Origin of the sequence: Burkholderia sp. S171 (genome assembly GCF_009766085.1) — a bacterium.
Lineage (GTDB): Bacteria > Pseudomonadota > Gammaproteobacteria > Burkholderiales > Burkholderiaceae > Caballeronia.
Genome location: NZ_LMUF01000030.1, coordinates 58,468 through 73,449, shown reverse-complemented (window position 1 = coordinate 73,449; position 14,982 = coordinate 58,468). Strand labels below are relative to the sequence as shown.

Genomic DNA, 14,982 nt, shown 5'->3' with positions numbered 1-14,982 from the left:
AAGTTGATGATGCCGAGAATCCCGTACACCATCGTGTAACCCAACGCGATGATGGCGTAGACGCTGCCAAGCACCAGCCCGTTGATAATCTGCTGGATGAAGATATCCATTGAAGGCTCCTTAGCCCATGCGACTAGATTTACGCTTTATCGCTGGCCGATAAACCGAAGGGAAGAAAAAAACGCAAACGCACCGCGCGTACTTGAAAAAAAACTCTAAAACGTCCGAAAGTGACTACGAATCGAGGGATTGCTCAACCGGATGTGCATTCGCCGCGCGGCGCCGCAACACAGGCTTACGGCGTGATGACGTCAATGACGTTCTTCTTGTTATCCTTGAAATCGATTAGCGTAATTGCTCCGCCGCCTTTCAAATCCCCTTTGTCATCGAAGGCAATGTGCCCTGTCAGGCCATTGAAATCCGTCGATGCAATCGCGGCCAGCACCTTTGGCGCTTCAATCGAATTCGCTCGCTTCATGGCGTCGACAATCACATACACGGCGTCATAGGTGAACGGCGCGTAGCTCTGGAGCGGCAGATGGAAACGGGCTGCGTAGCGCTGCGCGAAATCCCCGCCCTTGTCCAGCTTCGACACGTCCACACCCAATTCCGAGCACACCACATTCGGCGCTGCGTTGGCCGCGAGCGTGGGCATGTCGGCGGAACACATGCCGTCACCGCCAAGAATCTTTGCCTTGATGCCCATCGCCGCTGCCTGTTTGGCAAACGGTCCGCCCGTCACGTCCATGCCGCCGAACATCACCGCATCTGGCTGTACACGCTTGATCTTGTTCAGTATTGCCTTGAAATCGCGCGCTTTGTCGCTGGTGACTTCGTGACCCGTAATGCGGCCGCCGCCTGCAACCACGGCCTTGGCAAATTCGTTCGCGAGGCCCCGGCCGTAGAGCGTGGCGTCATCGACAACCACGATTTTCCGCGCGTGCAGCGTCTTGAGCGCGTAGGTCGCCAGCACCGGTCCCTGGCGCACGTCCGTCGGCACTACACGGAACGTCGTTTTGAACCCTTGCTGCGTGAACGCGGGGTTGGTCGTCGCACCCGAGATCTGCGCCACGTCCGCGTCGCTATAGATCTTCGATGCCGGAATCGACACGCCCGAATTCAAATGTCCGACGACCGCCACCACGTGATCGGCCACCAGTTGCTGCGCCGCTGCAATCCCTTTCTTGGGATCGGCTGCGTCGTCCTGTGTGTCCAGTTCGAGATGAATCGCGTGACCGTCAATGGTCAGTCCCTGCGCGCTGATTTCCTCGATAGCCAGCCGCGCACCGTTTTCATTGTCTTGCCCGAGATGGGCCAGCGGTCCGCTAAGCGGCGCGACGTGGCCGATCTTGACAACAGTCGCGGCGCTGGCCGGGACCGGCGCGGAGGCCGCAGCGACCGATGCCGCCGACGCCGGCACGGCGGGCGCACTTGCCGAGGCTGTCGCCGACGCTTCCGGCACCGACGATGCCCCCGCAGCCGGCTCGTTGTCATTCTTTTTGCTGCACGCCGTTGCCATCGCAACCGCAGCCGCGATGGTCACGACAAAGCCAAACTTAATTCGCATTCAGTAGGTCTCCGGCGCCTTGAAAAGCTGATGTTTCCAGCCCATCCGGCTTGGAACGCGCGCATTGTAACTCGGTTTTTGAGACGTGCAATATTGTTCAGCGACAGGGGTTTTCCTCCATTGCAACCCGCTCTTCGGCCTCTGGCGTAGATATGGGAGCAACCCGGTTGCGCCCCGCGTCGGTGCGCAAGTTGCACCACGGGCTGGCATCGTGGGTAAACACCGATGCGTTACATTGCCCTCGCGACGCTTTGGATTCTCAGAAACGCACTTTCATGGTGCGAGTGCAAAATCACCGGGTCAATCCGGGCGTTCTCGTAGCGACGCGGGCGATGTGCTCGCGGATACGTCGTTTGGGTGCGATATTTTTCGCAGCGGGCAAACAAAAGGCCGCGCCAACACAAGTTGGAGCGGCCTATCAATACACTTTCGACTGTCGCCTCTAATTCAGATTCACGATCGAAGGACGACGCGTTGCCAAATGCTGCGTCATCCCGGCAGAGTCAGCCCGCGTGGCAGCGGAAACGAAACCGTTTCCTCGATCCCTTCCAGCGGGCGCACGTTACGCACCCCAAGCTCCCGCAACCGTGCGATCACGGCCTGCGCCAGCACTTCCGGCGCCGACGCGCCCGCCGTCACGCCGATGCGCTTTTTCCCTTCCACCCATTTCGGGTCGATTTGCGTGGGCGAATCGACCATATAGGCGGGGATGCCGCGCTTTTCAGCAACTTCGCGCAGCCGGCTCGAATTCGAACTGTTCGGGCTTCCCACTACGATGACGACATCGCATTGAGGCGCGAGAAACTTCACCGCGTCCTGACGATTCTGCGTGGCGTAGCAAATATCCTGCTTCTTTGGCTCTTTCACCGACGGATATTTCAACTTCAATGCACCGATAATCGCGGAGGCGTCATCGACTGACAGCGTGGTTTGCGTCACGTAGGCAATCCGGTCGGGATCGGCAAGCGTGAGCGCTTCCACGTCCTCAATATCCTCCACCAGATGCATGCCCTCACCGCTCTGCCCCATCGTGCCCTCGACTTCGGGATGGCCCTTGTGCCCGATCATCACGATATCGAAGCCGTCTTGGCGCATCTTCGCGACTTCCATGTGCACCTTGGTTACCAGCGGACAGGTGGCGTCAAACACGCGCAAGCCGCGGGTTTCCGCTTCCGCGCGCACCGCCTTCGAGACGCCATGTGCGCTGAAAATCAGCGTGCTGCCTTCAGGCGCATCCGCCAGGTCTTCGATGAAGACCGCGCCTTTCTTGCGCAAATCCTCGACCACGTAAGCGTTGTGCACGATCTCGTGCCGCACATAGATAGGCGCGCCGAACAGCGCAATGGCCCGCTCCACGATTTCGATCGCACGATCGACGCCGGCGCAAAAACCGCGCGGCTGGGCGAGAAGAATTTCGACATCGAGAAGGGTGTCAGTGGAGCTCATGGCTACAGAATTCCGATGATTTTCACTTCGAACGCCAGCGCCTGGCCGGCAAGCGGATGATTGAAATCGAACAGCGCGGAGGTCTCGCCGACCTCCTTGAGCACGCCCGCGTAACGGCCGCCGCCCGGCGCATTGAATTCGACGAGGTCACCGGGAGAAAAATTCTCGCCGATCATCGCGTTCTCACGCAACGTGGCAAGCGACACCCATTGCAGCATTTCCGGGTTGCGCGGACCGAACGCCTGACCGGGCATCAGCCGAAAGGTCGAGTGGTGGCCTACCTTCAGACCCAGCAGAATGTCTTCAAGCGGCGGAGCAAGATGACCGGTGCCTAACAACAGCGTGGCGGGCTTGTCGGCGAACGTGCTGACAATGTCCGCTCCATCCACCAGCGCAAGCCGGTAGTGAAGCGTGACATGCGAACCGGGTTTCACCTCGGAAATATCAATGATGCTCATGTTCGATTGTGGTAGCCGTAAAAGCCGTAATTACCTTCTGAGCCCGTTCCGCCGTCCGATAAAAGGCCGGGCATCCAAACAGGACGCAGTCGTGGCGAAAGCTCGGCCGGTAACCGGGCACCGCACCGCCGAGACCAACGGCCTCGGGGGGCGAACCGCCAAACGGGCGCTCAGGGAAGTGCCAAGCCGCCATTGTAAGCCACAGTGCGACCGCCTCGCCTCCGTCCAAGCAATGCCCCGGCGGGATAGAGAACGGGCCGGGCAGTCGGCGCTTCTCACGTTACATGCGGCGTTACATCCGGCGTTACTTCGCACGTTAATTTCAAAATTAGTTGCAATGTTCTTCCCGCCATTGCACGCGGGCGGGAGCGTGACATGAACGCGCGGCTTGAATTGGTGCAGAACACCGCGCGTTATGCGGCCGCCGCCCCGTCCGCCGCGAAGCCTATCGCACAGATCGAGCCTGCCGTCATGCGCATGCTCGACTGGCCCGCACGTGATCGTCCGCGCGAACGCCTGTTAAAACTGGGCGCCCAGACGTTATCGGACGCCGAATTGCTGGCGTTGTTCCTGAACACAGGACGCCCAGGGATGACATCCGTCGACGTGGCGCGCGACCTCCTGGTCCGGTTCGAATCAATTAGAGGCGTGCTGAGCACGACTGCGACGGAATTACGCAGGTTCGGCGGTATCGGCCCGGCTAAGGCGGCGCTGCTGCTCGCTGTCTCAGAGCTGTGCCAGCGTTCGCTCGCGGAGAAAACCCGCGACCGGCCCTTGCTGGATGCCCCGCAGGCGGTGGAAGACTATTTGAAATGGCTGATCGGCACGCGGCCCAATGAAGTGTTCGTCACCTTGTTTCTCGATATCAGACATTGCCTGATCACCGTGGACGAATCAGCGAAGGGGTCAATCTCGCGTGTTGCAGTCTATCCTCGGGAAATTGTGCGGCGGGCGCTCACTTTAAATGCGGCCAGCCTGATCGTCGCGCATAATCACCCCTCTGGCGGCGTCGAACCGAGCGCAAACGACCGCAGGCTGACGCGCGTGCTGCAAGATTCGCTTGCCCTGATCGACGTCCGGCTGCTGGACCATCTGGTGGTGACGTCGAACGAAGTTTTCTCTTTTTCGCGACAGGGATGGATTCCGGCATGAGCTGCAGCCGACGTGACAACCGACCGCTGATTCACTGATTTGATAGGCTGCTGGCCGCAAAACGCGTCAAAACCAAGCCTGAATGGGGCATTGCGGGCGGGAAACCGCACCAAACCTGCCCCTGGCCCGATAGCCGGATACCGTGTCCGGTACCAAAAAGAGTTGATTTTGCTGGTTTTTTGCGGGTAGAATCTCGGTTTGCTTCTTTCAACCAACCTGTTCCGAGCGTACGCGGTCATCATTTCGGGCAAACCTCTCGGGTAGCCCGAAGCGGTCCAAAATGTATCTGGCGTTCGAACTCAGAATTAAAGCGTATTAGGAGTGCTCTCATGGCACGTGTATGCCAAGTAACCGGGAAGGGGCCGATGAGCGGCAACAACGTTTCCCATGCGAACAACCGCACCAAGCGTCGTTTCCTGCCCAATCTGCAAAATCGCCGCTTCTTCGTTGAAAGCGAAAACCGCTGGGTTCGTCTGCGTCTCTCGAACGCCGGCCTTCGTCTGATCGACAAAAACGGCATCGACTCCGTGCTCGCAGATCTGCGCGCACGTGGCGAAGTCTAAGGAGCAGGAACATGGCCAAGGGCGCACGCGACAAGATCAAGCTGGAATCGACCGCAGGAACGGGTCACTTCTACACGACCACGAAGAACAAGCGCAACATGCCGGAAAAGATGGCGATCAAGAAGTTTGATCCCGTTGTCCGCAAGCACGTTGAATACAAAGAAACCAAGATCAAATAAGATCTGGTCTCTTTCGCTGCAGCATCACGAAAAGCCTCGCTCACGCGAGGCTTTTTGCATTGGCGCCGGGGTATTGGCAGCCCTTTGGCGCCCGATTGGCAATTCCTCCGCCCGAACTCGCATGCGCTTGTTCGCCCTACTGGCCGAACGGCCAAGTGGCCGCGTAGCGTGCCACGCGCTATCCTTATCGACCAGGCTTTCCCCATGCCACCGGCGTGAATCCCGAAAGTCGCAGCGGACAACTATAGACGGAGACGTGGCGGGATGAATTTCGACGTGGCAATCATTGGTAGCGGGCTCGCTGGCTTGAGCGTGGCGCTGAATCTGGCGGATACGCGGCGCGTTGCCATCCTCGCCAAGCGCAGCGTAAGCGAAGGCGCCAGCGACTGGGCCCAGGGTGGTATCGCGGCCGTGCTCGACTCGACCGACAGTATCGACAACCACGTTCGCGACACGTTGATCGCCGGCGGTGGCTTGTGCGACGAGACCGCTACCCGATTCATCGTGGAAAACGGGCGGGCGGCTATCGAATGGCTGATCAGCGAAGGCGTGCCGTTCACGAAGGATCTGTCCGCCGAGCTTGGCTTTCATCTGACGCGTGAAGGCGGCCATAGTCACAGGCGAATAATTCATGCAGCCGACGCAACCGGTCACGCCGTGGTCACCACGCTCAACGAGCGCGTGCGCAATCATCCGAACATCACCGTCCTGGAAGATCATCACGCGATCGACCTGATCACGTCCGAGCGGCTCGGGCTGCCCGGGCATCGCTGTCATGGGCTTTATGCGCTCGATCTTGCCAGCGGACGTACCGTCACCATCGAGGCGCCGCATACCGTGCTCGCGACCGGCGGTGCAGGCAAGGTGTATCTGTACACAACGAATCCCGATACCGCGACCGGCGATGGTATTGCGATGGCGTGGCGCGCCGGATGCCGGGTGTCGAACATGGAGTTCATCCAGTTCCATCCGACCTGCCTGTTCCATCCGTATGCGAAGTCCTTCCTGATCTCCGAAGCCGTGCGCGGGGAAGGCGGCATCCTGCGGCTGCCCGACGGCACGCGGTTCATGCCCGCCCACGACGAACGCGCCGAACTTGCACCGCGCGATATCGTCGCCCGGGCGATCGACTTCGAGATCAAGAAGCGCGGGATTGACTGCGTGTATCTCGATATCAGCCATCAGCCGGAAGCGTTCCTTCAGGAGCACTTCCCCACCATCCTTGCGCGCTGCCGCGAGTTCGGTATCGATATCACTAAAGAGCCTATTCCCGTGGTGCCGGCCGCGCATTACACGTGCGGCGGCGTGGTCACCGATCTGGCCGGCCGCACGGATCGCGCGGGCCTGTACGCCGTGGGTGAAACATCGTGCACGGGGCTGCACGGTGCGAACCGGCTGGCGAGTAACTCGCTACTCGAATGCCTGGTGGTCGGGCGTGCGGCGGCGCAAGCCATGGAAGAGGACGGCTTCGCGGCGAGTGGCCACGCACCCTTGCCGGCCTGGGACGAAAGCCGCGTCTCCGATCCAGACGAAGAAGTGGTGGTCGCGCACAACTGGGACGAGTTGCGGCGGCTGATGTGGAATTACGTGGGTATCGTGCGTACCGATAAACGGCTTGCACGCGCCCAGCATCGGATAGCGCTGCTCCGTGACGAGATCCACGAGTACTACGCGAACTTCAAGGTGAGCCGTGACCTGCTTGAATTGCGCAACCTTGTTGATGTCGCTTCGCTGATTGTGGAAAGTGCGTGCTCACGGCGCGAGAGCCGCGGTTTGCATTTCAGCCGCGACTGGCCAGAGACGTTGCCGAAGGCGCTGCCGACTGTATTGACACCGCCGGCCGTGAAACGCAGGGGAATGTGAGCGGAGGGGATTGCGGATTGCGCTGCGCTGCTGTGTAGCGGAAAGCGCATTAGTTTCGGCGCGCTCTGAGCGTGCCGAAACCTTGCGGCAAGAGCCCGTTAGCGAAAGTAAAAAGCCATTCCAACGCACACTGGAATGGCTTTTTCGCTTTTAGCCTTGGAGCAATCGGCGGCGGTTATATCGTCCTAACCTTCCGGCAACTCCGGTTACGCCAACCGCACCGCATCCACGGCGCATTGCACCAGATCCCGCATCAACGGCGCAACCCGTGCGGCGCGCGCTTCGTCATAGGCGTACGGCCGCGTCTCTTCCATATAAGTCACCTGCGACAACTCCAGCTGCACCGCGTGAATGCCGTCATGTGGCGCTCCGTAGTGTCGCGTAATGTAGCCGCCCTTGAAGCGCCCGTTAGCCACCGCCGTGTAAGCGCCCTGCCCGACCACTATTTCTACAAGCTTTTCTGCAAGACCCGCAACCGCGCTTTCGCCACCCGCCGTGCCGAAGTTAAAGTCGGAAAGCTTGCCATCGAAGAAACGCGGCACATGCGAACGGATGGAATGTGCCTCCCATAGCAATGCTTTGCCATGCGCAGTTTTTAAACGCGCCAGTTCTTCAGCCAGCGCATCGTGGTACGGCCGCCAATACTTCTCGCGACGCTCGGCGATTTGCGCCTCCGAAGGCGCAGCGCCTGCCGAATACAGCGCCTCGCTGTTGAAGGTATCGACGGGACACAGGCCGGTCGTATCGCGTCCTGGATAGAGATTCGCGCCGTCCGGTGGGCGGTTCAAGTCGATCACGTAACGCGAATTCGCGGGCACGAGGATCGACGCGCCCATCTCCACTGCAAACGCGTAGAGACGTTCCAGATGCCAGTCGGTGTCATCGACTTCACGTGCGATCGGCGTCATGGAGGCGGCGATGTCGGCGGGAATCTGTGTGCCGGCATGGGGAATCGAAATCAGCAGCGGCGCAGTGCCGCGTTTCAACGTAAAAACTTGATCGGTCACAGGCTGCATCCCTTATTTAAGTAATCCGGCCAGTGTGTTTCGATACCGCCCGAATGACTCGCGTTCATCGCGATGCCGGCGCGCCTCGACGACGAGCTTCCCGCCAACGCTCACATCGAGCACGGGCGTCTCGCCGTGTTCGCAAAACACCACGCCCGATAACCACGCCTCAGGCGCATGCCCGGCAATGGCCGGATGATCGGGATCGAGCACGATGAAATCCGCCCGGCGTCCCGCTTCCAGCACGCCGACCGCGCGACCGGTGGCGCTGGCGCCCCCTTGTACGGCGGCATCGAAGAGACGATCGGCGACGTGCGCCTGTTCATTCGATGCCAGCACGTTGCGCTCGCGTCGTGTCAGCCGTTGTCCGTATTCCAGCAAGCGCAGTTCGGAGCGCCAGTCGACCGCGATATGGCTGTCCGAACCCAGCCCGAAACGTCCGCCGTCGTTGAGATACGCATGCGCGGGGAAAATGCCGTCGCCGAGATTGGCTTCGGTTGTCAGGCATAGGCCCGCGACGGCGCGACTCGCGGCCATGGCGCGGACTTCGTCTTCGTCGACGTGCGTAGCGTGCACGAGGCACCAGCGTTCGTTCACATCGAAGTTATCGAGTAGCCAGCGTACGGGTCGCGCCCTCAGCGTCTCGAGACAGGCTTCGACTTCAGCCGTCTGCTCGGCGATGTGGATATGCACCGGCGCGCCTGGAAACGCGCTGTCGAGTCCGCTGAGCAAACGGCCCAGCGATTCCTTCGATACCGCACGCAGCGAATGCGGCGCGACGCCGTATCGCAGGTTGCCGTTTTCGGGCTGCGTCGAGCGCAATGAAACGAGGGCATCGAGCAAGCTTTCCGGCGTGTGGACAAAACGCGCCTGACCGGATGCAGGCTCGCGCTCGCCAAAACCGCTGTATTGATAAAGCACGGGCAACATCGTCATGCCGATGCCGGTTTGTGCAGCGGCATCTACCACGCGAGCGGCCATTTCAGCAGGATTCGCGTAGGGTTTGCCGTCCGGCGCGTGATGCACGTAGTGAAACTCGCAGACCGACGTGTAGCCCGCCTTCAACATTTCGATATAAAGCCAGCGCGCAATGTCGCCAATGCTGTCCGGGGAAATGCGTGCGGCAAACCGGTACATCAGGTCGCGCCAACTCCAGAAGCTGTCAGTAGGATTCGCGCGATATTCGGTGAGCCCCGCCATTGCGCGCTGGAACGCATGCGAGTGAAGATTCGGCATGCCGGCGAGCACCGGACCCTTGGCTTTATCCACGCCAGCCGGTTGCGTGCTGTCCGGCGTAACGGCGATCAAGGTACCGTGATCGTCCCATTCCAGCAGCACGTCGCGACGCCAGTCGTCCTGCAAACGCGCGTGTTCGGCAAACAAGCTATTTCGAGTCATGTGGAATCCTGCTTAATTTCGCTTATTTTCGTTTATCCACGGTCACGGCGCCGTGGCGCACGACCAGTGCGCATCGATCAAGGCCGGTCCAGTACGCCAACTCCGCAAGCGAGTCGATATCCCACGCAACAAAATCTGCCTTAGCGCCGACTGTGATTTCGCCGTTTACATCGGCGTGACCGAGCGCTTTCGCACCGTGACGCGTCACGCCAGCAAGCACTTCCGCCACGGACAAACGGAACAACGTGCAGCCCATGTTGAGCATGAGCAGCAGCGACGTACTCGGCGATGTGCCCGGATTGCTGTCGGTGGCAAGCGCGATGGGTACGCCGTGGCGACGCAGCAGGTCGACAGGCGGCAACTGTTTTTCGCGGATGAAATAGAACGCGCCGGGCAATAACACGGCGACGGTGCCGGCTTCGCGCATCGCGATTGCGCCGGGTTCGTCGAGGAATTCGAGGTGATCGGCGGATAGCGCATGATGCTTCGCCGCGAGCGCCGCGCCGCCCATCAGCGACAACTGCTCGGCGTGCATTTTCACCGGCAGATTCAGTTTCGATGCCGCATCAAACACGCGCTCCGCTTGCTCGAGCGTGAATGCAATGCGCTCGCAGAACACATCGACGGCATCGACCAGGCCTTCCGATGCGAGCGTTGGCAACATCTCGTCGCAGACATGGGCGATGTAGTCATCGGCGCGGCCGGCGTATTCCGGCGGCAACGCGTGCGCACCAAGGAACGTCGTGGAAATGGTCACCGGACGCGCCGCTGCGAGCCGCCGCGCGACGCGCAGCATCTTGCGTTCGGTCGCAAGATCCAGCCCATAGCCTGATTTGATTTCCAGCGCGGTCACGCCTTCGGCGAGCAGCGCGTCGAGCCGGCGCAGTGACTGCGCAAACAATTCGTCCTCGCTCGCGGCGCGCGTATTGCGCACCGTCGAGACAATGCCGCCGCCGCGTTTCGCGATGTCTTCGTAACTCGCCCCTTCAAGCCGCATCGCGAATTCCTCGGCGCGATTTCCCGCGTAGACGAGATGCGTGTGGCAATCGACGAGACCCGGCGTCACAATCCGGCCTTCCAGATCGTGACTTACAGCATCGGCAAATGCTGACGGTATTTCAGCTTCAGCGCCGAACCATTCAATGCGCCCATCGCGCACGACAATCGCCGCGTCTTCGAGTACATCTGCCGGATCGGCACGCGCTGCAAGACGTGCATTGCGCCAGATTTGCACGCTGTTATCGGTCATGTCAGCGATCCTTTAGAACTATACGAGCGTCGATAAGCACCGCGCCTTCCGAAACCGGCTCAACGTTTAAGAAAGCATGTTCACCGGCCTCGAAAACAAGCGCATCGCCTTGAGACAAACGCTCGCCTTCCACCGCAAATTCGCCGAGCGCACAGACGAGCACGACGCTGCGCTGCGCCACGCTCAACGCCGCAGCATCACGCCGCACCGTCACACTTCCCGACACGCGGTCTCGCCTCAACATCAGGTTGAAATCGCGGGTCGGACCGTGCGGCAATTCTGCCGTGATCTTCTTTTCACCCGCGAACGCGAGCGAATCCCAGCGACCGAGAACGTGCCGCGGACCGTCAGCATCGGTAAGCACCATCTCCGTGCCTTCGATCAACGTCAGCACGCGATCAATGCCCTCGAACACCGAGAACGCCCCCGCCGCCGATACATCCGCGACGCTCACGCGCCAGTCGAAGGCATCGAAGGTAGAACCTCGCGGCGACGCCGCAATCTCGCGCGTCGCACCGCCGCCATTTTTCCACGGCACGGCCTTCAAATCGGCCGCGCGAATAATGCTGAAGGCCGCCGCCATGATCAGGTCGTGATGAACGGCAGATCGAGGCCGAAGCTCTTCGCGCATGCAATGGCTTGCTCGTAACCGGCGTCGCCATGACGCATCACGCCCGATGCGCAGTCGTTCACCAGCACGCGTGCGAGACGCTTCTGCGCTGCGTCAGTACCGTCGGCAACGATCACCATGCCCGCGTGTTGCGAGTAGCCCATGCCAACCCCACCGCCATGATGCAAGCTGACCCACGTCGCGCCGCCAGCCGTGTTCAACAGCGCGTTGAGCAGCGGCCAGTCGGAGACTGCGTCCGTGCCGTCCTTCATGCTTTCCGTTTCGCGATTCGGGCTGGCAACCGACCCCGTGTCCAGGTGGTCGCGGCCGATCACGATCGGCGCTTTCAGCTCGCCGCTCTTGACCATTTCGTTGAACGCGAGACCGGCGACATGACGCTCGCCCAGGCCCAGCCAGCAAATCCGCGCCGGCAGACCCTGGAACGCGATGCGATCGCGTGCCATATCGAGCCAGCGGTTCATGCCTGCGTTGTGCGGGAACAGTTCTTTCAGCTTGGCATCGGTCTTGTAGATGTCTTCCGGATCGCCGGACAACGCAACCCAGCGGAACGGACCCTTGCCTTCGCAAAACAGCGGGCGGATATACGCCGGGACAAAGCCGGGGAAATCGAACGCGTTCTTGACGCCGTCGTCGAAAGCGACCTGACGCAGGTTGTTGCCGTAATCGACAGCGTGAATGCCCATGGCGTGGAAATCGAGCATGGCCTGGACGTGCTGGGCGCACGAACGTTGCGCGGCGGCCTTCAGTTCAGCGTGCTGGGTCTCATCCTGCGACGCCGCGCGCCACTTTTCGAGGCTCCAGCCAACCGGAAGATAGCCGTTGATCAGATCGTGCGACGAGGTTTGATCGGTGACGAGATCCGGCTTGATCTCGCCTGCCTTGGCGCGGCGCACGAGTTCCGGCAGCACTTCGGCAGCGTTGCCCAGCAGCGCGATTGAAACCGCGTCGCCGGCGGCGGTGTGCTGCTTGATCAGTTCAAGCGCGTGATCGATGTCCTTCGCTTGTTTATCGACGTAACGCGTGCGCAGACGGAAATCGATACGGGTCTGGTCGCACTCGATGTTCAGCGACACCGCGCCCGCCAGCGTCGCCGCCAGCGGCTGCGCGCCGCCCATGCCACCCAATCCCGCGGTCAGGATCCAGCGGCCCTTCCAGTCGCCGTTAAAGTGCTGCCGCGCGGCTTCGACGAAGGTTTCGTACGTACCCTGCACGATCCCCTGGCTGCCGATGTAGATCCAGCTTCCGGCCGTCATCTGGCCGTACATGAACAGACCCTTGCGGTCGAGTTCGTTGAAGTGTTCCCACGTTGCCCATTTCGGCACGAGGTTGGAGTTCGCGATCAACACGCGCGGTGCGTCGGCATGGGTCTTGAACACGCCGACCGGTTTGCCGGACTGAACCAGCAGCGATTCGTCGCTTTCCAGACGCTGCAGCGTTTCGAGGATTTTATCGAGGCATTCCCAGTTGCGGGCAGCGCGGCCTATACCGCCATAGACCACCAGCTTGTCGGGGTTCTCAGCGACCTCGGGATCCAGGTTGTTCAGCAGCATCCGATACGGTGCTTCGGTGAGCCAGCTCTTGCACGTAAGCTCGGTGCCGCGCGGTGCGCGCAGGGGACGCGGGTTGTGGTTTTTCATCAAAGCACTCCTCGGACGGGATGGTGAACATTCGGTATCTTGCAGCCAATTCCGCAGGGCGTTTCAGCCAGCAATGGAACTTGGTCGGCGAGTTGTATATACAAGTCTGAATCAAAATAAATCAGAGCGCAAGCGGTGTGCAGATCGAACGGGTAGGGGTTTACTTGAACGGGGCTGACGACCGGGTATAAATGGGGCGAGAGACGTCGATCCCGCTTAAAAACGGCGGGATCGGCGGCAAAGGAGCGCATTGGATCTGTCTATACAAGACGGCAATGAATCAAAACTCGGGGTTTGCCTCGTGGACGAACGCCCAGGCTGCGGCGATATCGCCTGCCAATGGCCGGTCGTCGCGGTATCGGGAGATAACAGCACGGACGCTTCGATAAATTGCGTCGGTTTTAGGTGCGCGAGACAAGTCGGCGGGTTGCAGGTCGTAGGCCTGCGTCGCCGCCAGCAACTCGATAGCCAAGATCCGCTCGGCATTGGCGATGATTTCCAGCGCCTTCAACGCAGCCGGCGTCGCGTGGCACAGATGGTCCTCCTGCAAGCCGGAGGTGATACCCCCATCCAGGCTCGCGGGCATCGCAAGGCGGCGGTTGTGAGCAACCAGGGACGCCGCCGTGTACTGCGCGATCATGAAACCGGAACACGTGCCGCCGCCATCGGCGAGAAAGGCCGGCAAGCCGCTGACCAGCGGATTCACCAGCCGGTCAATGCGCCGCTCGGCCATGGCGGCAACCTCGGCCACCGCAGTGCCCAGGCTATCCATCGCCAGGCCGATAGACGCGCCTACCGCATGCGCCTGCGAAAACACCCGTGGCGACGCGAGCGTGCCGGCAACGACGGGGTTATCGGTGACCGAAGCGAGCTCGCGATTCACCACTTCGGCGGTTGTCGCGAACACGTCGCGCGCCGCACCGTGCACATGGGGAATGGTGCGCAGGCTCAAGGGATCCTGCGTCTTGCGTCCCAACGACGCCGCGATGATGCCGCTGTCCGCAAGAAGCGCACGCAGATGCGCGCCCACCATGGACAATCCCGGCGATATCCGCAGCGCGAGCGAGTCGGCATCGAAGGCAGCCGCTTGACCACGCAGATTCTCGAAAGACATCGCCGAAATGGTGTCGGCCCATTCCAGCAGCCGCTCGGTGCGGGCCAGCGCCAACGAGGCAAGCCCGGTCACGCAAGGCGTGCCGTTGACCACGCTCAGGCCCTCCTTCGCCTCAAGCACGAGCGGTTCGTGCGCGAGCCGCTGCAACGCGCCGGCGGCGCTCATACGGCCGGTAACGTCGCGGACAAACCCTTCGCCAATCAGCACCAGCGCAATATGCGCCATATGGCTCAAATAGCCGACCGAGCCGAACGCCGGCACTTCGGGCGTCAACCCGCTGTCGAGCAACGTGACGAGCAGCTCCACGAGTTCGAGGCGCACGCCGGAATGCCCGTGCGCGAAGTTGTTCACGGCCGCCGCGATGATCGCGCGCGTCTCCTCACGCCGCAGTGGTTCACCCACGCCGACCGCGTGACTCATCAGGATGTTGCGCGACAACGCGCGCTGTTCCGACGGCGACACAACCACGTCGCACAGCGCACCCACGCCGGTGTTCACGCCATACGCGCGAATCCGGCGTTCGACAATCTGCTCGACCAGCGAGCGCGCATGGTCGATCCGCGAGCGCGCCCCCGGCGACAACACCAGATTCGCGCCATTCGCGATCCGGGCAACACCGCGCCAGTCGAGCGGCTTGTCGATACACACAGAAGCCGGCGTGCGCTCGTGGCCGCCACCGTCAATCAAGTCCGCGCCGATGACGATAGGATCAATCGAT

At 61.1% G+C, this 14,982-nt stretch carries 13 protein-coding genes and 1 pseudogene; 4 read left to right on the top strand and 10 right to left on the bottom strand.

All coding sequences use genetic code 11. The annotated features are described in order from the left end of the window. The 4 genes and pseudogenes from GSQ93_RS14215 to GSQ93_RS14200 form a co-directional block, all read right to left on the bottom strand. Positions 1 to 110 (bottom strand): annotated as a pseudogene (locus GSQ93_RS14215) (branched-chain amino acid ABC transporter permease); the annotation flags it as partial. Between the two features lie 185 nt (positions 111 to 295). Next, positions 296 to 1,567: a branched-chain amino acid ABC transporter substrate-binding protein gene (locus GSQ93_RS14210; RefSeq protein ID WP_158936325.1), complete on the bottom strand. Its 1,272-nt coding sequence runs from the start codon at positions 1,565 to 1,567 to the stop codon at positions 296 to 298. Between the two features lie 489 nt (positions 1,568 to 2,056). Further along, the gene (ispH, locus tag GSQ93_RS14205) at positions 2,057 to 3,013 is read right to left on the bottom strand and encodes a 4-hydroxy-3-methylbut-2-enyl diphosphate reductase (protein ID WP_158936324.1); all 957 of its coding nucleotides are present in this window, start codon (positions 3,011 to 3,013) and stop codon (positions 2,057 to 2,059) included. A 2-nt stretch (positions 3,014 to 3,015) separates the two neighbouring features. After that, the gene (locus tag GSQ93_RS14200) at positions 3,016 to 3,471 is read right to left on the bottom strand and encodes a peptidylprolyl isomerase (RefSeq protein ID WP_158936323.1); all 456 of its coding nucleotides are present in this window, start codon (positions 3,469 to 3,471) and stop codon (positions 3,016 to 3,018) included. A gap of 471 nt (positions 3,472 to 3,942) precedes the next feature. Between GSQ93_RS14200 and radC the strand changes: the two genes are divergently transcribed. The 4 genes from radC to nadB all read left to right on the top strand — a co-directional run bounded on the left by radC (position 3,943) and on the right by nadB (position 7,228). Further along, on the top strand, positions 3,943 to 4,623 hold the full coding sequence (gene radC / locus GSQ93_RS14195) for a DNA repair protein RadC (protein ID WP_158936826.1): 681 nt from the start codon (positions 3,943 to 3,945) through the stop codon (positions 4,621 to 4,623). 329 nt (positions 4,624 to 4,952) lie between these two features. Next, the gene (rpmB, locus tag GSQ93_RS14190; RefSeq protein WP_031359861.1) at positions 4,953 to 5,186 is read left to right on the top strand and encodes a 50S ribosomal protein L28; all 234 of its coding nucleotides are present in this window, start codon (positions 4,953 to 4,955) and stop codon (positions 5,184 to 5,186) included. An 11-nt stretch (positions 5,187 to 5,197) separates the two neighbouring features. Beyond that, entirely contained in the window at positions 5,198 to 5,365 is a 168-nt protein-coding gene (gene rpmG, locus GSQ93_RS14185; RefSeq protein WP_006478046.1) for a 50S ribosomal protein L33, read from the top strand. Between the two features lie 264 nt (positions 5,366 to 5,629). Next, positions 5,630 to 7,228, top strand: coding sequence for an L-aspartate oxidase (nadB, locus tag GSQ93_RS14180; RefSeq protein WP_158936322.1), 1,599 nt, complete (start codon positions 5,630 to 5,632; stop codon positions 7,226 to 7,228). A gap of 206 nt (positions 7,229 to 7,434) precedes the next feature. Here nadB and hutG read toward each other — a convergent pair whose 3' ends face one another. From hutG to GSQ93_RS14150, 6 genes are all read right to left on the bottom strand, one after another. Beyond that, positions 7,435 to 8,244 (bottom strand): N-formylglutamate deformylase, encoded by an 810-nt coding sequence (gene hutG / locus GSQ93_RS14175; protein WP_158936321.1) that lies wholly within the window; start codon positions 8,242 to 8,244, stop codon positions 7,435 to 7,437. A 3-nt stretch (positions 8,245 to 8,247) separates the two neighbouring features. Continuing rightward, positions 8,248 to 9,633 carry a formimidoylglutamate deiminase gene (locus GSQ93_RS14170; RefSeq protein ID WP_158936320.1) on the bottom strand — a complete coding sequence of 462 codons (1,386 nt, stop codon included), beginning with the start codon at positions 9,631 to 9,633 and terminating at the stop codon, positions 8,248 to 8,250. 22 nt (positions 9,634 to 9,655) lie between these two features. Then, positions 9,656 to 10,882 (bottom strand): imidazolonepropionase, encoded by a 1,227-nt coding sequence (gene hutI / locus GSQ93_RS14165; RefSeq protein WP_158936319.1) that lies wholly within the window; start codon positions 10,880 to 10,882, stop codon positions 9,656 to 9,658. A gap of 1 nt (position 10,883) precedes the next feature. Continuing rightward, entirely contained in the window at positions 10,884 to 11,465 is a 582-nt protein-coding gene (locus GSQ93_RS14160; protein WP_158936318.1) for a HutD family protein, read from the bottom strand. 2 nt (positions 11,466 to 11,467) lie between these two features. Continuing rightward, on the bottom strand, positions 11,468 to 13,150 hold the full coding sequence (gene hutU / locus GSQ93_RS14155) for a urocanate hydratase (protein WP_158936317.1): 1,683 nt from the start codon (positions 13,148 to 13,150) through the stop codon (positions 11,468 to 11,470). A gap of 280 nt (positions 13,151 to 13,430) precedes the next feature. Beyond that, complete coding sequence (locus GSQ93_RS14150; RefSeq protein ID WP_254073902.1) at positions 13,431 to 14,912, bottom strand: aromatic amino acid ammonia-lyase; 1,482 nt, start codon at positions 14,910 to 14,912, stop codon at positions 13,431 to 13,433. Positions 14,913 to 14,982: the final 70 nt, after the last annotated feature.

Coding starts and splice junctions, on each gene's coding strand:
- radC (WP_158936826.1), top strand. CDS start 3,943: ATGCGCATGCTCGACTGGCCCGCACGTGATCGTCCGCGCGAACGCCTG.
- hutG (WP_158936321.1), bottom strand. CDS start 8,244: ATGCAGCCTGTGACCGATCAAGTTTTTACGTTGAAACGCGGCACTGCG.
- rpmB (WP_031359861.1), top strand. CDS start 4,953: ATGGCACGTGTATGCCAAGTAACCGGGAAGGGGCCGATGAGCGGCAAC.
- GSQ93_RS14170 (WP_158936320.1), bottom strand. CDS start 9,633: ATGACTCGAAATAGCTTGTTTGCCGAACACGCGCGTTTGCAGGACGAC.
- nadB (WP_158936322.1), top strand. CDS start 5,630: ATGAATTTCGACGTGGCAATCATTGGTAGCGGGCTCGCTGGCTTGAGC.
- GSQ93_RS14160 (WP_158936318.1), bottom strand. CDS start 11,465: ATGGCGGCGGCCTTCAGCATTATTCGCGCGGCCGATTTGAAGGCCGTG.
- hutI (WP_158936319.1), bottom strand. CDS start 10,882: ATGACCGATAACAGCGTGCAAATCTGGCGCAATGCACGTCTTGCAGCG.
- GSQ93_RS14200 (WP_158936323.1), bottom strand. CDS start 3,471: ATGAGCATCATTGATATTTCCGAGGTGAAACCCGGTTCGCATGTCACG.
- rpmG (WP_006478046.1), top strand. CDS start 5,198: ATGGCCAAGGGCGCACGCGACAAGATCAAGCTGGAATCGACCGCAGGA.
- hutU (WP_158936317.1), bottom strand. CDS start 13,150: ATGAAAAACCACAACCCGCGTCCCCTGCGCGCACCGCGCGGCACCGAG.
- ispH (WP_158936324.1), bottom strand. CDS start 3,013: ATGAGCTCCACTGACACCCTTCTCGATGTCGAAATTCTTCTCGCCCAG.
- GSQ93_RS14210 (WP_158936325.1), bottom strand. CDS start 1,567: ATGCGAATTAAGTTTGGCTTTGTCGTGACCATCGCGGCTGCGGTTGCG.